Source organism: Nocardioides proteolyticus (assembly GCF_051280635.3).
Classification (GTDB): domain Bacteria; phylum Actinomycetota; class Actinomycetes; order Propionibacteriales; family Nocardioidaceae; genus Nocardioides.
Map to the genome: position 1 here is coordinate 1 of NZ_JBNBPO030000011.1, position 19,652 is coordinate 19,652.

General features: G+C 74.9%; 19 protein-coding genes. 2 read left to right on the plus strand and 17 right to left on the minus strand.

Annotated features, from left to right (window positions below; genetic code table 11):
* On the minus strand, window positions 1–535 hold a 535-nt coding region (locus ACPOLA_RS08345), incomplete at its 3' end, for a VldE C-terminal domain-containing protein (RefSeq protein WP_491483278.1).
* A 74-nt stretch (window positions 536–609) separates the two neighbouring features.
* Window positions 610–1,110, minus strand: a complete 501-nt coding sequence (locus ACPOLA_RS08350; RefSeq protein WP_435769954.1) for a GNAT family N-acetyltransferase — start codon at window positions 1,108–1,110, stop codon at window positions 610–612.
* 128 nt (window positions 1,111–1,238) lie between these two features.
* Between ACPOLA_RS08350 and serC the strand changes: the two genes are divergently transcribed.
* A complete protein-coding gene (gene serC / locus ACPOLA_RS08355; protein ID WP_435769955.1) occupies window positions 1,239–2,357 on the plus strand; it encodes a phosphoserine transaminase in 1,119 nt (372 codons plus the stop codon).
* Between the two features lie 68 nt (window positions 2,358–2,425).
* On the opposite strand, the gene ACPOLA_RS08360 is transcribed toward serC, so the two are convergent.
* The 15 genes from ACPOLA_RS08360 to ACPOLA_RS08430 form a co-directional block, all read right to left on the minus strand.
* Complete coding sequence (locus ACPOLA_RS08360) at window positions 2,426–2,698, minus strand: hypothetical protein (protein WP_435769956.1); 273 nt, start codon at window positions 2,696–2,698, stop codon at window positions 2,426–2,428.
* Between the two features lie 81 nt (window positions 2,699–2,779).
* Window positions 2,780–3,289, minus strand: coding sequence for an O-acetyl-ADP-ribose deacetylase (locus ACPOLA_RS08365; protein WP_435769957.1), 510 nt, complete (start codon window positions 3,287–3,289; stop codon window positions 2,780–2,782).
* A 114-nt stretch (window positions 3,290–3,403) separates the two neighbouring features.
* Window positions 3,404–4,411, minus strand: coding sequence for a DNA topoisomerase IB (locus ACPOLA_RS08370; protein ID WP_435769958.1), 1,008 nt, complete (start codon window positions 4,409–4,411; stop codon window positions 3,404–3,406).
* Between the two features lie 51 nt (window positions 4,412–4,462).
* Window positions 4,463–5,473 carry an LPXTG cell wall anchor domain-containing protein gene (locus tag ACPOLA_RS08375; protein WP_435769959.1) on the minus strand — a complete coding sequence of 337 codons (1,011 nt, stop codon included), beginning with the start codon at window positions 5,471–5,473 and terminating at the stop codon, window positions 4,463–4,465.
* 445 nt (window positions 5,474–5,918) lie between these two features.
* Window positions 5,919–6,218: a DUF1905 domain-containing protein gene (locus ACPOLA_RS08380; protein ID WP_435769960.1), complete on the minus strand. Its 300-nt coding sequence runs from the start codon at window positions 6,216–6,218 to the stop codon at window positions 5,919–5,921.
* A 46-nt stretch (window positions 6,219–6,264) separates the two neighbouring features.
* Entirely contained in the window at window positions 6,265–7,131 is an 867-nt protein-coding gene (locus ACPOLA_RS08385; protein WP_435769961.1) for an RNA polymerase sigma-70 factor, read from the minus strand.
* On the minus strand, window positions 7,128–7,727 hold the full coding sequence (locus tag ACPOLA_RS08390; RefSeq protein WP_435769962.1) for a carboxymuconolactone decarboxylase family protein: 600 nt from the start codon (window positions 7,725–7,727) through the stop codon (window positions 7,128–7,130). The genes ACPOLA_RS08385 and ACPOLA_RS08390 overlap by 4 nt, the downstream gene beginning before the upstream one ends.
* Before the next feature lie 106 nt (window positions 7,728–7,833).
* Window positions 7,834–8,883, minus strand: coding sequence for a hypothetical protein (locus ACPOLA_RS08395; protein WP_435769963.1), 1,050 nt, complete (start codon window positions 8,881–8,883; stop codon window positions 7,834–7,836).
* The gene (locus ACPOLA_RS08400; protein ID WP_435769964.1) at window positions 8,880–10,157 is read right to left on the minus strand and encodes a class I SAM-dependent methyltransferase; all 1,278 of its coding nucleotides are present in this window, start codon (window positions 10,155–10,157) and stop codon (window positions 8,880–8,882) included. Before ACPOLA_RS08400 ends, ACPOLA_RS08395 begins: the two co-directional genes overlap by 4 nt.
* Before the next feature lie 90 nt (window positions 10,158–10,247).
* The gene (locus ACPOLA_RS08405) at window positions 10,248–13,046 is read right to left on the minus strand and encodes an FAD-binding and (Fe-S)-binding domain-containing protein (RefSeq protein ID WP_435769965.1); all 2,799 of its coding nucleotides are present in this window, start codon (window positions 13,044–13,046) and stop codon (window positions 10,248–10,250) included.
* Window positions 13,043–14,299, minus strand: a complete 1,257-nt coding sequence (locus ACPOLA_RS08410) for a hydroxyacid-oxoacid transhydrogenase (protein WP_435769966.1) — start codon at window positions 14,297–14,299, stop codon at window positions 13,043–13,045. Before ACPOLA_RS08410 ends, ACPOLA_RS08405 begins: the two co-directional genes overlap by 4 nt.
* Window positions 14,300–14,318: 19 nt before the next feature.
* Window positions 14,319–14,795, minus strand: coding sequence for an SRPBCC family protein (locus ACPOLA_RS08415; RefSeq protein ID WP_435769967.1), 477 nt, complete (start codon window positions 14,793–14,795; stop codon window positions 14,319–14,321).
* Window positions 14,792–15,436, minus strand: coding sequence for a TetR/AcrR family transcriptional regulator (locus tag ACPOLA_RS08420; RefSeq protein WP_435769968.1), 645 nt, complete (start codon window positions 15,434–15,436; stop codon window positions 14,792–14,794). Before ACPOLA_RS08420 ends, ACPOLA_RS08415 begins: the two co-directional genes overlap by 4 nt.
* Window positions 15,437–15,475: 39 nt before the next feature.
* Complete coding sequence (locus tag ACPOLA_RS08425; protein ID WP_435769969.1) at window positions 15,476–16,372, minus strand: NUDIX domain-containing protein; 897 nt, start codon at window positions 16,370–16,372, stop codon at window positions 15,476–15,478.
* 223 nt (window positions 16,373–16,595) lie between these two features.
* The gene (locus ACPOLA_RS08430) at window positions 16,596–17,840 is read right to left on the minus strand and encodes a geranylgeranyl reductase family protein (protein WP_435769970.1); all 1,245 of its coding nucleotides are present in this window, start codon (window positions 17,838–17,840) and stop codon (window positions 16,596–16,598) included.
* 154 nt (window positions 17,841–17,994) lie between these two features.
* Between ACPOLA_RS08430 and ACPOLA_RS08435 the strand changes: the two genes are divergently transcribed.
* Window positions 17,995–19,641 (plus strand): glycoside hydrolase family 18 protein, encoded by a 1,647-nt coding sequence (locus ACPOLA_RS08435; RefSeq protein WP_435769971.1) that lies wholly within the window; start codon window positions 17,995–17,997, stop codon window positions 19,639–19,641.
* Window positions 19,642–19,652: the final 11 nt, after the last annotated feature.

The window sequence follows — 19,652 nt, forward strand, 5'->3', positions numbered from 1 at the left end:
TGTGGACGTGGTCGAGGTGGCGGAGGGTGCGGGAGCAGCGGGCGAGCTTGCGGCAACCGGAGTTGAGGTAGGGCTCGGAGCGGAAGCCGTTCCAGGCCGACCACATCCGGTCGTCCCAGATCACGTACATCACGCCCATCCGGCGGGCCAACGCGTCGGGGTTCCCGGCCGCGTCGGTGGCGAAGAGCCGCTGGAGGAGGCGCTTGACCCGGACCCGGTCGGCGCGCCGCCGGGTGTCGACGGTCCAGTCGAACGCCCGGCCCTCCTTGTGCTCCGAGCGGCCACCGGTGCGGCAGGCGCGGGAGATCCCGCCCATCCGGCCGCCGTACTTGCGCACGATCCAGCGGGCCAGCTCCACGGTGCCCGGCTTCGCCGACGGCGAGCAGCGGCGCTGCGGCTGGTACGGCGCGTAGTCCTCGACGGGCGTGGCCGCGCGGGCCGGGGTGGCGACGACCAACAGGCTCGCGAGGACGGCGACCGCCACCGCGAGAGCGGCGGGCACGGACAGGGACATGACGGCGCGGAGTGGGCGCACGGATCCTCCAGGTCGAGCACGGGCAGGAGATCACCATCGGCACCGCCCGCCGGGACCTGAGGACCGCGCAGCGGTCAACCCCGCGCCGCCGGCACGATCCGCTTGCCGAAGCAGCGCGACAGCTCCGCGCCGGCGTAGTGCCCGAACCCGGGGACCTGCACGTAGCCGCTGCTGGCGTACAGCGCGATCGCCTCCGGCTGCAGCAACCCCGTCTCGAGCACGACGAGGTCGTGGCCCGCCGCCGCGGCGCTGCGCTCGAGCTCGGCCAGCACCACCCGGGCGAACCCGCGACCGCGCTCCTCGGGCACGACGTACATCCGCTTCACCTCCACCGCGCTGGTGCCGCCGAGCACCCGGACCGGCGACCGCCGCCAGGCGCCGGTCGCGACCGGCCGCCCGCCGGCGTACCCGACGAGGAACAGCCCGCCCGGCGGCTCGAAGTACGACGCCTCGATCGGACTCTCGTCCGGCGACCCGTAGCGCTCGACGTACTCGCCCTGGACGCGCGCGACGAGCGCGGCGGCGTCGGGGTGGTCGTAGCCCACCGGCTCCAGGACCAGCGCGGGCTCGGGCACCGGACCAGCCTAGTGAGCGGCGGCGCCCGCCCCTCGGCGCGGTTGCTGCCCGGCGCGGCCCGCCTGCAACAATGGGCCGGCTGACACCGTGGTCACCGGACGCGCACATCTCAACCTGAAGGCAGCTCATGACCGACCTGCAGATCCCCGCTGACCTCAAGCCCGCCGACGGCCGGTTCGGCGCCGGCCCCTCGAAGATCCAGACCAGCCACCTCGACGCGCTGGCCGCGACCGGCGCCACGCTGATGGGCACCTCCCACCGCCAGGCCCCGGTGAAGGACACCGTCGGCCGGGTGCGCGAGGGCCTGGCCGCGCTGTTCGAGCTGCCCGAGGGCTACGAGGTGGTGCTCGGCAACGGTGGCGCGACCGCGTTCTGGGACATCGCGGCGTTCGGCCTGATCGAGCGGAAGTCGCAGCACCTGAGCTTCGGGGAGTTCTCCGCGAAGTTCGCGAAGGCCGCCGAGCAGGCGCCGTGGCTGGACGCCCCGACCGTGATCAGGTCCGAGCCCGGCGCCCGGCCCGAGGCCGTCGCCGAGGACGGTGTCGACGTCTACGCGTGGGCGCACAACGAGACCTCGACGGCCGTGATGGCTCCGGTGGTGCGTCCCGACGGCGCCGACGACGGCGCGCTGGTGCTGATCGACGCCACGTCGGGCGCCGGCGGTCTCCCGGTCGACCTGACCCAGGTCGACACCTACTACTTCGCGCCGCAGAAGTGCTTCGCCTCCGACGGCGGCCTGTGGATCGCGATCATGTCGCCGGCCGCGCTGGAGCGCGCCGCCCGCGTCGCGGCCACCGACCGCCACATCCCCGCGTTCTTCGACCTGCCGACCGCGATCGACAACTCGGCGAAGAACCAGACCTACAACACCCCGTCGGTCGCGACGCTCTTCCTCATGGCCGAGCAGCTGGACTGGATGAACAGCCAGGGCGGGCTCAAGGGGATGGTCGAGCGGACCACCGCCTCCTCCGACGCGCTCTACGGCTGGGCGGAGCGGACGTCGTACACGACGCCGTACGTCGCCCGTCCGGAGGACCGCTCGCTGGTCATCGGCACCATCGACTTCGACGACGCGATCGACGCCGCCGAGGTGGCGAAGGTGCTGCGCGCCAACGGGATCGTCGACACCGAGCCCTACCGCAAGCTGGGCCGCAACCAGCTGCGCATCGCGATGTATCCCGCGGTCGACCCGGCGGACGTCGAGGCGCTGACCGCCTGCATCGACTTCGTCGTCGGGGCGCTGTGACGGGAGCCTGAGGGGCGGCCTCAGTCGGCGTCAGGCGGCGTCAGGCCGCCTCGGCGCCGTCAGGCACGTCAGGCGACGACGTCGACCCGCGGCGCGCCGAGCGCCACGAGGAGCTCGCGCCGGGCCTCGCCGGAGACGGCGCCCGGCGTCGACAGGGCCTCCACGACGGTGCTCTGCAGCTCGCGGTGCTCCTGGAAGTGCCGCAGCGCCGCCGACCGCCACGCGTCGACGTCGGGGCCGGCCTCGACCGGCAGCGGCTCGGGACGGCTCGGCAGCACGCATGCCCAGCAGACGATGGCCAGGCCGACCAGGAGCAGCGCGGTGGTGAGCTCGAGCGACATGGTCGTCTCCTTCCGGGCCTGGCGAGATTCGGTTGCTGGACCAACGACCGCCCGCCCCCGAGGTGACGACCGTGAAGCGACTCAGGACCCGGTCCCAGCATCCAGCCGCGACCGGACGAGCTCGTACGTCGGCCGGCCGAACGCCACGATCCGCGCCACCTCCACCGCGGTCGGCGTCGCCCGCAGGGTCCCGATGGCGGCGTCGATCGCATCCGGCACCGGCCATCCGTAGATCCCTGCGCTGACCAACGGGAAGGCCACCGACCGGGCGCCGAGCTCGTCGGCCACCTCCAGCGCCCGCCGGTAGCAGGAGGTGAGCAGGGACCGGTCGGTCTCGCCGGCCCGGTGGTTGGGGCCGACGACGTGGATCACCCAGCGCGCGGGCAGCGCTCCGGCCGTGGTCCACCCGGCGTCGCCGGTGGCCAGGCCGTCGGGGAACCGGCGTACGCAGTCGGCGAGGACCTCCGGCCCGCCCGCGGCGTGGATCGCGCCGTCGACCCCGCCGCCGCCCCGCATGCCGCGGTTGGCCGCGTTGACGACCGCGTCGACCGGCTGGCGGGTGATGTCGCCCTCGACCACCTCGAGCTGCATGCCTCGAGCCTGCCACGCGGAGCCGGCCAGGCCGACCCGGCCCACCGGTCCTTCCCGGCCCACCCGGCCGGCTCACCCGTTCCGGCTCACCCGATCCGGATCAGCCGCTGCGGATCAGCCGCTGCGGATCAGCCGCAGGGTCGCCCGTTCGAGGGCCAGCTGCCGGGCGTCCGGGTCCGGGTAGTCCCGCCGTACGGCGGACCTGATGGTGCGGCCCTCGTCGTAGGCGTCGACCACCCGCGGGTCGACGTACGACGACCGGGCGAGGGTGGGCGTGTTGCCGAGGAACTCCGCGACCTCGCGCATGGCCGCGGTGACGGCCCGCTTCCTCGCGGTCTTGCTGGCGTCGGGGCCGGGGGCCTCGGCGAGCAGGGCAGCGGCCATGACCGTCGCGTGCCAGGTGCGGAAGTCCTTCGCGGTCGCGTCCATGCCGCTGACGTCCCGCAGATAGTCGTTGACGTCCGCCGGGGTCAGCGGCCGCCACCGGTGTCCGTTGCGGAACGCCAGCAGGCAGGGGTCGGTGTTGCTCCTCCGGCGCCGCATCCGCTCGACGACCTCGGTCACGTCGGCGTCCTCGATCTCGACGTGGTGCTCGACCCCGGACTTGCCGGTGAACTCGAAGACGAGGCGGCCCTGCTCGCGCCGGACGTGGTGCCGCTCGAGCGTGGTCAGCCCGAACGAGCCGTACTCCTCGGCGTAGACGTCGTTGCCGATCCGGAAGCAGCCCAGGTCCAGCAGCCGCACGGCGAGGGCGCAGGCGCGACCGAGGCCGAGGTCCTCGGCCGCCAGGTCCTCGCGGACCCGGTCGCGCACCTTCGGCAGCCGCTTGCCGAACCGCAGCACCCGGTCGTGCTTCTCGGCCGCGCGCTGCTCGACCCAGTACGGGTGGTAGAGGTACTGACGCCGCCCCGCGTCGTCGGTGCCGACCGCCTGGAGGTGGCCGTTGGGGTGGGGACAGATCCACACCTCCCGCCAGGCCGGCGGGATCACCAGGGCCCGGCACCGCGCCACGGCGTCCGGCGGCAGCCGGTCGCCGTGCTCGTCGAGGAAGACGAACCCCCGGCCGGCCCGACGCCGCGTCCAGCCCGGCTGGTCGGGCGAGGTACGACGGAGTCGGGGCATGCCGTGGAGGTAACCCGAGCGGGGCGGGTCAGTCCTCGCGTGCGGCTCCGGTCAGGCGCTCCTGCGCCGGCGGGCGACGAGCAGGCCCGCCCCCGCGGCCGCGCAGAGGCCGCCGACGGCGGCCAGCAGGGCCAGGTGCTCGGGCGACCCGGTGGCAGGGAGGAATCCGCCACGCTCGTCGGTGGCGTCGGCCGCGGCCTCGCGCGTCGCGGCGAGGTCGGCGGGCGCGGCCACGACCAGGCCGAGGACCTCGCCGTTCTCGTCGGGCAGGCCGGGGGCGCCCTCGTCGGGGGTGCCGGCGGCCGGCTGCTCGCCGGGAACCTCGTCCTCGGGAACCTCCTCGCCCGGAACCTCCTCGCCCGGGACCTCCTCGCCCGGGAGCTCCTCGCCCGGCACCTCGCTCGACGTGGGGCAGCCGGCCAGCGAGATCTCCCGCGCCTGCTCGCCGTCCTCGGCGTAGCGGACGGCGACCGAGCCGACCTGCCCGTCGGAGAACGGGTAGGGGAAGGAGCCGGTGAAGCCGTCGCCCTCCAGCGCGTGGTAGTCCACGACGATCACGTGGTGGGGGATCTCGGTGGCACCGGGCTTGCGGACGTACTTGCAGACCACGACCTTCCGCTGCTCGCGCCCGGCCTGGCCCGGAGGCGTGCCGGCGCCGGGAGCCTCCTGCGCGGGGGCGCCGGGGGCGCCGGGGGCGCCGGGGGCGTCGGGGGCGTCGGGACGCTCCTTGGGACCCTGGGCCTTCGCGCCCGGAGCCGCCTGGCCGCGGTTGCCGTGGTCGGCCTGCCCCTTCCCGTTGGACTTCCCCTTGGCCTTCCCCTTCGCGTTCCCGTTGGCCTTCCCGTTGGCCTTCCCATTGGCGTTGCCCTGACCCTTGCTCTTGCCCTGGCCCTCGCCCTGGCCCTTGCCCGCCTCCGACGCACCACGGCCGCGGTCGCCACCGTTCGGATCACCTCCCGGCTCCGCGGCGTGCGCCGGCCCGGCGAGGGCCAGCGAGAGCAGGGCGGTGGGAAGCGCCAGGGCGAGTGCGGGCCGCCGCGAGGGGCGGGAGGAGCTGGACAACGTCGGATACCTCCAGGTATCGGCGCGGCATGGCCGCGAGAACCGGACAACGGACCGAGCGCCTGGTTCCCGAGTACCAGCCCGGCGGCCGGTCCGGCCCGCACACCGCGCGGCCGGCACCCGGATCTCGCCGAGAGCTCACCCTCGGAAACGGAGAGGGTTCGCCACGGTTATCGGCGGGCCGGCGTGGCATGACTCACCGGTATGAACCGCCGATCGGTGGGCACTTCCCTCGCCCGCCCCGGGCCCAGACGCCGGCTCCGCAGCCACGACTACGGAGTGCACGGACGGCGCCGGTGACGCACCGCCGACCAGTCGGGCTGGTCACCGGGCGGGACAAGACCTACCTGGTCGCCGGCAGGGCGGCCGGCACGCGGAGTGGGCCTCCGAACCGGTCGTTCCGCACACCGCGGCCCGCCATGCCGGGGCGGGCTGACCGCCGCGGTCAGACCGCGCGGATCCGGAGCGCGCAGCGCGACCCCTCGTCGAGCCGCTCCCGCTCCCGCACCGATTGCTTGACCGGGAGCAGGAAGGTGCCGTGCTCCTTGCTGGGGAAGACGCTGGTGCGCCAGGTGGTGGAGCCCAGCGTCACCTCGACCCGCACGCTGCCGAACCCCTTGCGGGGTGCCGGGTCGTCGATCGCGTCGGCCACCTCGTGCGGCAGGTGGACGAAGAACCAGGAGCCCGGGTCGGCGCCGTCCGGACGCCAGCGCCACAGCGCGGCGGTGAACTGGTGCTCGGTCACGAGCACCGATCGTGGCAGCCGGCGCCGACACCGGCCGACACCAGGCCTACCGGCTCAGCGGCGCGACCTGCGGCAGTCGGGCGAGCTTGTGCGGGTTGCGCATCACGTAGATGCGGCTGACGCGCCCGTCCTCGACGACCACGCTGACCGCGGCGACCAGCTCCTCGCCGTCGTCGATCCGCACGCCGGGCGCGCCGTTGAGCCAGACCGGCGAGAGGTCGAGGCCCGGCGCGAGCGCCGGCACGTTGCTCAGCAGTCGGCCGACCGGCTCCCTCCCGGCGAGCGGCTTGCGGATCGCGGGCGCCAGGCCGCCGCTGTCCGCGACGATGACCACGTCGGGCGCCAGCACGTCGAGCAGGCCCTGCAGGTCGCCGCCCCGCACCGCGGCGAGGAACCGGTCGACCACCTGCTGCTGCTCGGAGCGGCTGACCCGGGTCCGGGGGCGGCGGGCGGCCGTGTGCTCGCGGGCCCGGTGGGCGATCTGCCGCACCGCGGCGGGGCTCTTGCCGACGGCGGCGGCGATCTCGTCGTACGGCACGTCGAAGACCTCCCGCAGCACGAACACGGCGCGCTCGGTGTGGCCGAGCGTCTCCAGCACGGTGAGCATCGCCATCGAGACGCTCTCCGCCAGCTCGGCGTCCTCGGCGACGTCGGGCGCGGTCTGGAGCGGCTCGGGGAGCCACTCGCCGACGTACTCCTCGCGCCGGCGGGCCAGCGTCCGCATCCGGTTCAGGGCCTGCCGGGTGACGATGCGTACGGCGTAGGCGCGCGGGTCTCCCACTGCGGACCGGTCGACGTCGGCCCACCGCAGCCAGGCCTCCTGCACCACGTCCTCGGCGTCGGCCGCCGAGCCGAGCATCTCGTAGGCCACCGTGAAGAGCAGGCTGCGGTGGTCGACGAACGGGTCAGTCACGAGGCGGACGCTACCGCCGGACGTCCGCTCGGGTCGGCCAGCGGCTTGAGGCCGCAGGCGGCGGCGAACCCGTCGGACTCGATGCCCAGCGCGACGTTGGTGCGGCTGGAGAAGTTCGCGAAGGCGACGACCGAGGTCAGCTCGACCAGGGCGGCCGCCCCGAGCTGGTCGAGGAGCCGCGCGGACAGCTCGTCGGTCACCGTCGGCGGCGTCTGGCTCATCGCCTCGGCGTAGGCCAGCACGTCGCGCTCGAGCGGCGTGAAGACGTCGGACTCCCGCCACCGCGGAACCTCGCGCGCCTTGTCGAGGTCGAGGTCCTTGTTGCGCGCCTCGAAGTAGTTGAAGTCCAGGCACCAGGTGCAGCCGATCAGCGACGCCACGGCCATGTGGGCGAACGTCTTGAGCGTCTCGTCGCAGGCGTCCCACGCCTGCACCTTGCGCCCGATGCCGGAGGCGCTCATCAGCACCTTGGGGTTGTGCCAGTAGATGCCGAGCGACGTCGGCACCTGGCCGAGCATCCTCCTCGCCATCCGCTTCATCAGGGCCGCCTTGAGGCCGGTCATCTCGGCCGGGGGGATGCGGGTCTCGCCGGTCATGTCTCCTCCTGAGGTCGGTGGGCTCGCCATGAAGACACCGCCCGGCCCGGGCGTGTGACAGGGCCGGAGGAACGCCGGACCGGCCGGCGCGGCGGGGTCAGCGGGGTCAGCGCGGGCGCAGCGACCGGAGCAGCACCACCACGATGACCGCCCCGGCGACGCCGCCGAGGGCCCACGGCCACCAGCCGCGCTCGGTCTCCACCTCGACCGGCACCGATCGGTCGGGGGCGGTCCGGCCCGACGGCGACTCCCCCGGCTCCGCCGGTGCGCTCTGCTCCCCGCCATCGGCACCGCCACCGCCACCGCCACCGCCACCGCCACCGCCACCGGCGAGCGTCCGGCGCAGGTCGGCCGGCAGCGGGACCGTGCGCACCTCCGAGCCCGCGCCCTCGGTGCTGACCAGCACCTCGCCGCGCTCGGAGACCGCGATGCCCTCCCCCTGCGGCTGGGGCGGCAGGTCGACCAGCGCGATCCGCTCGAGCGCGGGCCAGGTGTAGAACGCCGCCTGCTCGTAGTTGCGGAGCACCAGGTGCCGCCCGTCGGGGAGGAACGCCCCGTCGGTCGCGATGCCGAGCACCTCGTCGACCGGCTCCAGCACGTTGGGCTCGGTGGCCGACAGCCGCGCCGGCGCGGCGTAGAGCCGGCCGATGAACTCCTTGGCGACCACGTAGAGCCGACCGGTCACCGGGTGGACGAGCAGCGTCTCCGCGTCGTGCGCCCCGTCGGCGTAGACCAGGTCGTACGTCGCCGCCTCGACCGCGCGGTCACCCCGCCCGACCGTCACGCGGGCGACCTCGACCGAGTCGCGCGCGGCCCGGTTGTCGCCGATGTCGCCGACCCAGATCGTGCGGTCCTCGCCGGCCCGCCCCGGGGCCAGCGCCTCGACGTCCACCGCCTCACCCGGCCAGGTCGTCACGCCCACGGTGTCGCCGGTCGCCGGGTCGACGACGAAGACCCGGTTGCCGTCGCCGGAGTCGTTGACCGTGACCACGAGACCGTCGCGGGCGACCAGCCCGCTGGACTCCACGATCCGCTCGTCGGTGAAGGTGAACAGCAGCTCCCCCTCGGCCGGCTCGGCCGCGTCGGCGCCGACCAGGAACCCGACGGCGAAGGGCAGCGCGGCCAGGGCGAGCAGCAGCCGCTCCACCCGGGTCACTCCCCCGCCTCGCCCGCTGCGCCCGCCTCGCCCGCCTCGCCCGCCGCGACCCTCAGCAGCTCACCGAGGCGGGGACGGATGCCCCACGTGGTCACCAGGGCGTCGTACTCGCCCGCGACCTCGGCGGGCGGCGGGCCGCCGGCCCGCACCGCCCGGAGCAGGGTGTTGCGCGGCGTGTGCTGGCTGGCGACGAACTCGATCACCTCCACCCGGTAGCCGCGGGTCCGCAGCAGGGAGGCGCGCAGCGCGTCGGTCAGGGTGTCGGCGAACCGCTCCCGCAGGATGCCGTGCCGGGTCAGCGAGGCGTACGGCGCCGGGGCGGGCGCCCCGCGCAGCTGCGCCGCGATGTCGTGGTGGCAGCAGGGCGCGGCCAGCACCAGCGAGGCGCGCCACTCCACCGCGCGGGCGAGCGCGTCGTCGGTGGCGGTGTCGCAGGCGTGGAGGGCGAGCACCACGTCGGGCCGCTCCGCGAGGGTCGCCTCGCCGATCGTGCCGACCACGAAGTCCGCGTCGATCCCCAGCCGCTCCGCGACCGCCGCGTTGTGCCGGGCGGACTGCTCCTTCACGTCCACGCCGGTGAGCCGCACCGGGATGCCCCGCCGGCCGCTGAGGAAGCGGTGCGCGGCGAAGGTGAGGTAGCCGTTGCCGCAGCCGAGGTCGACGATGCGGAGCGGGTCCTCGGCCGACGGGCGGCGCACGTGGCCCTTCGCGACCGCCTCCGCGACGGTCCGGTCGAGGATCCGCAGGAAGTCCTCGACCTGGCGGTACTTCGCCATCCGGCTGGGCTTGATCCGGCCCTGCCCGTCGGCGAGGCCGAGGGCGGCGAAGAGCGGGTCGTCCTCGGGCAGCAGCCGCTCCTTGGCGCGGTCGTGGGCGCGGTCGGGTCCCGCGTCGCGGGCCTCGGCCGGTGAGCCGGTCGCGGCCTTGGTGTGGACGGCGGCGTCGCCCTTCTTCGTCACTCGCAGCGCGAGGTGGTGCTCGGTGGTGTCCACCGTCCAGTTGCCGAACGGCTCATCGAGCAGCGCCGCGACCGCCTCCGCGGCCGCCTCCCCGCGGGCGTGGTTGGCGGTGTGGGCCTGCGTCGCGTCGTACCGGACGACCTGGAGGTGCCGCCCGGCCTTGAGGTCCACCCACCGCAGCTCGACCCGGCGCCAGGGTGGCGTCGCCGAGCGCTGCCGGCCCGACGCGACGGCCCGCACCAGCCGGTCGTCGGCGAGGAGGTCGGCGCGCACCCGGGCGAGCCCCTCGGCCAGCGGCTCCGTGGTGCTGCTCATCTGCCCCTCACCCCATCAGCGCGGCGACGACCACGATCACCAGCAGCGCCACGAGCGCCGCGGGGATGATGAGGCGGCGGTGGCGCGGGTTCACTCCTCAAGCGTAGAGGCGAGCAGCTCGGCGAGGTGCAGCGACCGCACGCCGGCGAGGTCGTCGAGCTGCAGCGAGCAGGACAGGCCGTCCGCAAGCACGACCGTGGCGGGCTCGGCGGCGAGGGCGGTGCGCACGGCCGGCAGCAGATGGGTCTCCGCGACGGCCACCGAGACGTCGTAGTGCTCCATGCCGAAGTTGCCGGCCAGCCCGCAGCACCCCGGCACCCGGACGAGCTCGGCGCCGGTCTTGCGCAACAGGCCCTCGTCGGCGTTCCACTTGAGCACGGCGTGGTGATGGCAGTGCGGCTGCGCGACGACCTTGGTGCCGGTGAGGTCCGGCAGGGGCAGGTCGAGCTCGTTGACCAGCTCGGCGAAGGTGCGGACGCCGGCGACCACGGCGGCGGCCGCTGCCGGGTCGTCGGCCAGCTCGACCGCGTCCGAGCGCAGCGCGGCCAGGCACGACGGCTCGAGCCCGATCACCGGCACCCCGCTGTCGACGTACGGCGCCAGGGTGGCCAGGGTGCGGCCGACGATCCGCCGCGCCTCGTCGAGCTGCCCAGTGGTGATCCAGGTGATCGCGCAGCACGCCGGCTCCTCGATCACCGCCACCCGCAGCCCGGCCGCCTCCAGGAACCGCACCGCCGCCTGCCCCGGCCCGGTTCGGAAGTGGTCGGTGAAGGAGTCCGCCCACAGCCACACGTCCGGCCGGTCCTCACCTGCCGGTCCGTCGACTCGATCGGTGGCGGCCGCCCAGCGGCGCAGGGTGACCGGGGCGAAGGTGGGCAGCGAGCGCCGGGCGTCGACCCCCGCCACCTTCTTGGCGACCGCGGCGAGGGGGCGGAGTCGCAGCGAGGCGTTGGCGACCCGCGCGGTCGGTGCGGCGAGGCGGGCCCAGCGCGGCAGCCGCCCCATGGTGAAGTGGGTCCGCGGCCGGCGCGGCGCGCCCTTGCCGGAGTAGGTCTGGTGCAGCGTCTCGGACTTGTACGTCGCCATGTCCACGCCGGTCGGGCAGTCCGACGCGCAGCCCTTGCACGACAGGCAGAGGTCGAGCGCCTCGTGCACGGCCGGGTCGGCCAGGCCCCGGACGAGCGACCCGTCGAGCGCCTCCTGCAGGACGCGCGAGCGGCCGCGGGTGGAGTCCTTCTCCTGTCCCGTCGCGAGGAACGACGGGCACATCACGCCGCCGCCCGCCCCCAGCGACGGTACGACGCACTTGCCGACGCCGGTGCAGCGGTGGACCGCGGTCCCGAACGAGGCGTCGTGGGTCAGCTGCAGCGCGCTGCGCACCGACGTCACCGGCCGCACCGGCCGCAGGTCGGCGTCGAGCGGCTCGGGGTCGACCAGCACGCCGGGGTTGAGCAGGCCTCGAGGATCGGCCGCGTGCTTGACGGCGCGGAACAGCCGCAGCGAGGTCTCGTCGTACATCAGCGGGAGGAGCTCGGAGCGCGCCCGGCCGTCGCCGTGCTCGCCCGACAGCGAGCCGCCGTAGCCGCGGAGCCGCTCGGCGCCGGCGGTCAGGAAGTCGCGGAACACCCGCGCCGACGCCGGGTCGCCCGCCGCGAAGGGGAAGTCGATCCGCACGTGCACGCAGCCGTCGCCGAAGTGGCCGTAGGGCACGCCGTCGAGGTCGTGCTCCCGGAGCAGCTCGTCGAAGTCGCGGAGCCAGGCGCCCAGCCGGTCCGGCGGCACGGCGGCGTCCTCCCACCCGGAGTAGGCGGGGGTGGCCAGGCTGCGGGCGGCCAGCCCGGCGCCGTCCTCGCGGATCCGCCAGATCGCGGCCGCCTCCGCAGCCGTCGGCACGATCCGCCACTCGAGGGCCCCGGAGACCGCCGCCAGCCGCTCCAGCACGGCCGGCGCCTCGGCACCGGTGGCCTCGGCCAGCAGCCAGCCGGCACCCTTCGGCAGCTGCGGCACCGGACCCTTCTGCCGCACCAGCTCCACCAGCCGCGCGTCGAGCCCCTCGCAGGCGACCATCGCGCCCTGCGCCGCGGCCAGCAGGGCGGGTACGGCGTCGGCCGCCTCGGGCATCGACGGATAGCCGAGCACGAGCAGCTGCCGGGGCTGCTCCTCGACGAGCGCGACGGTCACCTCGCGCAGGATCCCCAGCGTGCCCTCGGAGCCGGCCAGGAAGCGGGCGACACCGGCCCCGTCGCGCAGCGACTCCGGCAGCAGCTGCTCCAGGGAGTAGCCGGACACCTGGCGGGTGAACCGGCCGAACGACGTGCGCACGTGCTCGAGCTCGGCTGCCACCACGTCGGCCAGGCGCCGCTCCACCTCGCCCGGCGCGGCGGCCCGGTCGCCCCAGAGCACGTCGGCGGCGCGGACCGTGTCGGACGTGCGGCCGTAGCCCAGCGCTCGCGAGCCGCACGCGTTGTTGCCGACCATCCCGCCGATGGTGCAGCGGGTGTGGGTCGACGGGTCCGGCCCGTACCTCAGCCCGTACGGCGCCGCGGCCGTCTGCAGCCGCGCGTGCACCACGCCCGGCTCGACCCGCGCGGTGCGCGCCTCCGGGTCGATCTCGAGGACCCGGTCGAGCCGGCGGGTGTCCACGACGATGCCGGTGCCGACGGCGTTGCCGGCGATCGAGGTGCCGGCGCCGCGCATGGTGACGGTGGTGCCGGCCTCGGCGGCGACGCCGAGCACCGCCTCGAGCTCGTCGCGGTGGTGCGGGCGCGCCACGACCGTGGGCAGCACCCGGTAGAGGGAGGCGTCGGAGGAGTAGAGGGCGCGGGTCAGCGTCGAGTCGTCCGCCTCCACGCCCTGCCGCCGGAGGGCGGCGACGAGGTCAGCGGTCACCAGTGCTCCATCGATCCGCCGATGATCACGGCGAGGTCCTCGCCGGTCACCTCCTTGGGCGCCGTGGCGAGGAGGCGCTGCTGCTTCAGGGCCCCGTCGACCAGGTCGTCGACGTCGCCCTCCCCGTAGCCGACCGCCCCGAGCCCGTTGGGGATGCCGATGTCGCGCATCAGGCTGCGCAGGACCCCGGGGAGCACGTCGGGGCCGTCGCCCTCGGCGTCCGGTGCGAGCAGCCGCGCGGCGCGCAGGTGGCGGTCGGGCGCGGCGTCGAAGGTGAACCGGAACGCCTCCGGCGCGGTGAGCGAGACGGCCATGCCGTGGGGGACGATCGGCTCGTCGTCCGGATAGTCGGCCGGCCGGAACTCCCTGACCCGGCCGGCGATCGGGTAGGCGTTCGCGTGCGGGATGTGCACCCCGGCGTTGCCGAAGCCGAGACCGGCGAAGGTCGCGGCGAGCGCCATGTCCTCGGCCGCGTCCGGCTCCTGGCGCACCGCGCGGCGGAACGCCGTCGCGAGCAGGCCCATCGCGCGCTCGGACCACAGGTCGGCGATCGGGTTGGAGCCGCAGTAGGGCACCCGCTGCTCGGGCTGCTTGGCCTCGAAGTCGGCGTACCACCGCGCCGTGTAGCTCTCCAGCGCGTGGCAGAGGATGTCCATCCCCGCCGCGGCCACGACGCCCGGCGGCTGGGTGGCCGAGAGCGACGGGTCGACCACGGCCAGCCTCGGCCGCAGCGCCGGGTGGCTGATGCCGGTCTTCACCCTCAGCGACAGCACGTCCATCACGCAGATCGTCGTCGACTCGCTGCCGGTGCCCGTGGTCGTCGGCACGGCGACCAGCGGGAGCACCGGCTGCTGCGGCGCGCGCGCCCGGCCCACCGGTGCGTTGACGTAGTCCATCAGCTCGCCGGGGTTGGTCACCAGCAGCGCGACGGCCTTGGCGGTGTCGATCGCCGACCCGCCGCCGACGGCGACGACCGCGTCGAACGGGCCCTCCGCCCGGGCGAAGGCGACCGCCTCCTCGAGGGAGACGTCCGTCGGCTCGACCCGCGCGCCGTCGTACGTCGTCACCTCGAGGTCGTGGCCGCGCAGCGCCTCCGCCACCGCGGCCGGATGCCCCGCAGCCGCGACGCCCGGGTCGGTGACGAGGAGGACCCGACGGGCGCCCCACGCGCTGACGTCGTACCCGATCTCGCGGGAGGCGCCGCGGCCGAACTTCAGGGCCGGCGCCGCATACGTGAAGACCGTCTCTGTCACCGGGACACGGTAGCCGACCTCATGCCTCGACCAGCGAGGCGAGGCGGTCGAGCGTGACGGTCATCCCGCGGCGCAGGTCGCTGCGGCGGTCCGTGTTGCCGTAGACCCAGCCGATGACGAACCAGCCGAACAGCGGGACCGGCCGGACCACCTCGTAGGACTCGGTGACCCGGGTGCCGGTGCCCTCCGGCTCGAAGACGTAGCGCCACCGGATCGTGCCGGCGCCCTTCTCGCTGCGGGAGAAGGCGAACTCCCGCCCCCGGTCGGCCACCTCCACGACGGGCTCGTTGTGCCAGTCGGGCCCGCGCCCTGCGTGGTTGCGCGCGCGGAACCGGGCTCCGACCACCGGGCCCGTGGCGCCGTCGATCCACTCGCACGCGGTGATCTCCGGCGAGAGCTCGGGTGTGCGCGTGACGTCGGCGACGATGTCGTAGAGCGCCTCCGGCGAGGCCTCGATGTGGCGCTCGACGCTGTCGGTGGTGAGTTCCTGCCTCATGGTCGTTCCTTCCTGGATGCCGGCGCGTGGGCAGCGACGAACATCGCCAGCGCGCGGTCGGTGAGTGAGGTGAACGCGCCGTCGTCGTACGACGCGCCGGGTTCGTTGGCCAGCTGCTGCGAGCACAGGCCGGCCGAGATCGAGGTCAGCAGGCGGAACGTCTCGTCAGTGTCCGCCCAGTCGGCCAGCTCGCCGTTGCGCACGGCCGTGGCCAGCTCCGCGCGGAAGCGGGTGACCAGGCCGGCGGCGAGCTCGAAGGACTCCGGACTCGGCTCGAACCCCGGCACCGGCCGCCAGAAGAGCAGCGTCGAGATCCCCTTGTTCAGCATCGACCAGCGCCCGAACGACCGGATGCCCTCCAGCAGCCGGTCGAGTCCCGGCTCCCGGTCGCGGATCGCCTCCTCGACGTACGCGGTCAGCCGCTCGTTGCCGCGGGCGAACAGCGCGTCGTAGATCGCGTGCAGGGACGGGAAGTACTTGTAGAGCGACGGCGGCCGGATCCCCATCCGTCGGGCGACCTCCGACACGGTCACCGCTCCGGCGCCGTCGGACTCGAGGATCCGCTCGGCGTGGTCGAGCGCCTCGTCGATGGTCAGCTGCCGCCGGGCGGCGGTGCGGCCGGCACTGGGGCTAATAGCCATAGCTTCAGGCTACGACCATTAGCCGAAGTGTGCAACGGGTCAGTCCCCGGCGGCCTCCATCGCGACCCGCACCAGCTCGGTCACCTTGCGGGACCCGTCGGCGATCTCCTCGAACGGCACCCACTCCGCGGCGTCCGTCGTGCCGTCCTCCTCGACCACCCGCGGATCCCCGGCCTCCGCGACCGTCGCCCGGTGCACCAGCTGGATGCCGTGGAAGTCCTCGTGGCGGCCGTGCGGAGCGGTGCCGGCGAAGTGCACGTCGTGCACCGTGAGCACCGGGCCGACCTCGGCGACCAGCCCGGTCTCCTCCCGCACCTCGCGGGCGACGGCACTCACCGGCGACTCCCCGTGGTCGACGCCGCCGCCGGGCAGCGTCCAGACGCCGGGCCGCGGGCCGCGCACCGAGTTGCGGGCCAGCAGCAGCCGGCCCTCATGCTCGACGTACGCGTAGGCTGAGACCCGCTGCAAGGGAGTGGGGCGGTAGGCCGCCAAGGCCTGGCCCACGAGCGCCACCGTCGGCAGGGTGCCGTCGAGCACGCTCGCGATCGGCTTCCACGCCGCCTCCGCGGTGGAGCCGTCGACCTCGGTCACCTGCGGCTCCGGCGCGTCCGGCGGCACCCAGCCCTCGTAGACGATCCGCACCGAGTGGGCGTCGACCCGCCGCCCGCGCCGCCAGGAGTCGGCGACGTGGAGGGAGAACACGTGCGCCGTCTCGCCGACCTCGGCCCGCAGGCCGGTCTCCTCGTAGACCTCGCGCACCACCGCGTCCCGAGGGTCCTCCCCGTGATCGACGCCGCCCCCCGGCAGCGACCACAGCTCGTGCCGGGTGACCCGCTCGGAGAGCCGTGACAGCAGGATCTGGTCACCCCGGACGATCACGGCGTACGCCGCCAGCCGCTGCACCCGCTGCCCCATGCCGCCGTCCTCCTCGCTCACCTCGCCTCCCCCTCCACCCTACGGACGCGAGTTGGGGCTTCCGCCCCGCGAGTCGTACCTCCCGCGCCGCGAGTCGTACCTCCCGCCCCGCGAGTCGTACCTCCCGCCCCGCGAGTCGTACCTCCCGCCCCGCGAGTCGTACGTCGGGGCCTGCGAGTCGTGCGCTCCGGCCGGGACCAGCACCGAGACCCCAACTCGGGGGACGAAAACCCCAACTCGGCGATCAGGAGAAGGGGGGCCGGTGGTCGCGGGCCAGGGAGCGGCGGCCGGCCCAGCGCCACACCCGGGCGGCGCGGTCGCGGTCCTCGTCGGTGACCAGGTTGCCCATCCAGCGCAGAGCCAGGGTCATCAGCAGGTCGGAGCGCATGCCGACCGGGCCGAGCGCGGGGAGCAGCCGCGGGACGGTGACCAGGCCGGCGAGGCGGCGGGCGACGGAGAACGACTCGCCGTAGTGCTCGCGCAGCAGCGCCGGCCACACCCGGCCCAGGTCCACGTCGGGATCCTCGGCGAGCAGCTCGGCGAGGAGGCGACCGGTCTCCAGGCCGTAGTCGATGCCCTCACCGTTGAGCGGGTTCACGCAGGCGGCGGCGTCGCCGATCAGCGCCCAGTTGCGCCCGGCCACGTGCGACACCGCGCCGCCCATCGGCAGCAGCGCGGAGGTCGGCATCCGCAGCTCGGTGCCGAGCCCGAACTCCTCCCGGCGCGCGTCGGCATAGAAGCCCATCAGCGGCTTGATCGCCACGTCGGCGGGCCGCTTGGCGGTGGCCAGCGTGCCGACGCCCAGGTTGACCTCGCCCGCCCCGTCGCCGAGCGGGAAGATCCAGCCGTAGCCCGAGAGGATCTCGCCGTCCTGGCCGCGCAGCTCCAGGTGCGAGCTGATCCACGGGTCGTCCGCGCGGCTCGACGAGACGTAGCTGCGCCCGGCGACGCCGTACACGGTGTCGCGGTGCCACTCGCGTCCGAGCACCTTGCCCAGGGGCGACCGGACGCCGTCGGCCACCACCAGCGTGCGGCAGCCGATCTCGCGACCGTCCTTGAACCGCACCGCCGCCACCCGGTCGCCGTCCATCCGCGCGGCGACCGCCCGGGCACCGTCGACGGCCGTCGCGCCGGACTTGATCGCCGTGGTGCGGAGGTGGTCGTCGAGCTCGGTGCGCGCGACGGCGCTGCCCCAGTCGGGCAGGCTCCCGCCGGGCCACGGCAGGTGCAGCGTCCGGCCGAAGCCGTGCGCCCGCAGCCCCTGGTTGACGGTGTGCGCGCGCACCCAGTCGCGGAGCCCGAGCCGCTCGAGCTCGCCGATCGCGCGCGGGGTGAGCCCGTCGCCGCAGGTCTTGTCGCGCGGGAACACCGCCGCGTCCGCGAGTACGACGTCTCGACCCTGCCGCGCCGCCCACGCCGCCGCGGCCGACCCGGCGGGGCCGGCGCCGACGACGAGCACGTCGGTGCGCTGCGGCGTGGTCTCGGTCACCGGCCCATTGTCCCCGGCGGCGCGAGCGCGCCGCGGGCGGGTGCCCCGGCGAGCTCGCCGGCCGGCTCGGCGCACCGACCCGGGACCCCCGTCCCGGATGGTCGGGACGCTCGCCCCTTGCCGACCGGGCCGTGCACGACGGCACGATGACCGGATGCGTGCCCGTCTGCTCAGCCTGGTGCTGGCGCTCGCGGTGGCGGTCCTCGGGCCCGCCGCCGTCGGCGCCGCGCCGTCGACGTCCTCGACCCCGTCGACCTCCTCGATCCCGGCGACCCCCTCGAACCTGCCGGCCTCCGCCGCACCCGCCGCGCGCGCGGCCGCCGCGCCGAGCCTGCGCGGGCCGGCGACGGCGACCTCCGGCGGGACGGTCGTCCTTCGCGGGAAGGCCCGCGCGCGGGGGCTCCGGGTGGTCCTCCAGCGCCGGCTCTCCGGCTCGTGGAAGGGTGTGACGGCGACCCGGTCAGGCCGCTACGGGCGCTTCGCCTTCCGGGTGCGGATGCCGGCGACGACGGCCCGCTACCGGGTCAAGGTGGCCCCGCGGTGGTCGCCCGTCGTCACCGTGGCGGTGCGGAGGCCGCTGCCCGACGGACCCGGCCCGCTGACCGGCTCACCCTGGGTGACCGGCTACTACGCGGGCTGGTTCTGGGACCAGGGCTATGCCCCGCACGAGGTCGACATGTCGGCGATGACCCACTTCGTCTTCGGCCGGGTCGCGCCGGGGGGCGGCTCGCTGGGCGGCTCGCCGGGGACCGTCGTGCGTGGGGCCGGCACGGCGCACGACCCGGCCGCGTCGCCGTACGACGGCGTGTCGGTGGAGGACCACGCCGTCCGCCGCGCGCACGCCGCCGGCACCAAGGCGCTCCTCATGCTCGGCGGCGACGGGTTCGACGGCCGCGGCTTCGTCGCCTCGACCCGCGACGACGTGCGCGCCACCTTCGTCGACAACGTCGTGGACTACCTGGTCGCCCACGACTACGACGGGGTCGACGTGGACTGGGAGAACTGCATCGGCGGACCGGCCGGGCAGTGCGGCGTCGACATCACCGAGGCCGAGGCGGTGCGGCGGCTGACGGCGCTGATCCGCGAGCTGCGCGCCGAGATGGCCACCCGGCCCCGCTACGCGACGACGCCCGGGCTGATCACCTTCCCGGGCTACGCCGTGAGCATCAACGAGACCGCCGGTCGCGGCGGCAGGGTCAAGCAGTGGCAGGCCGACGTGGCGAACCTGGTCGACCAGTACAACCTGATGACCTACGGCGTCGGGACCACCTGGAACGGCGACGGCTGGCACTCGTGGTTCTCGGGGGCGCTGGACGGGGAGAGCGGCACCACGCCGATGAGCATCGACGCCTCGATCGACGCCTACGAGGCCACCGGGGTGCCCCGCGCGCGGATCGGGCTCGGCATCGGCTTCTACGGGATCTACTACGGTCCCTCGATCGACGGGCCGCGGCAGAGCACCGCGGGCAACGACATCTACGAGATCAACGACGTCGCGCTGTCCTACGCCAACCTGCGCGCCCAGGGCTACCTGAGCCACGGCACGCGGCACTTCGACGACGCCGCCTCGTCGACGTACCGGGTGTACGGCGGCGCCGGCTTCGTGCCCGCCGCGGACCCCCGGCGCAACCCGGCCGGCTTCCTGTCCTACGAGGACGAGCAGTCCATCGCCGCCAAGGCCGCCTACGTACGCCGCGGCGAGGCCGGCGGCGCGATCGTGTGGACCCTGAACTACGGCGCGCTTCCCGACGACACGAACCCGCTGCTGGCGGCGGTCAAGCAGACCTTCCTCGACCGGTAACCGCACGGGTC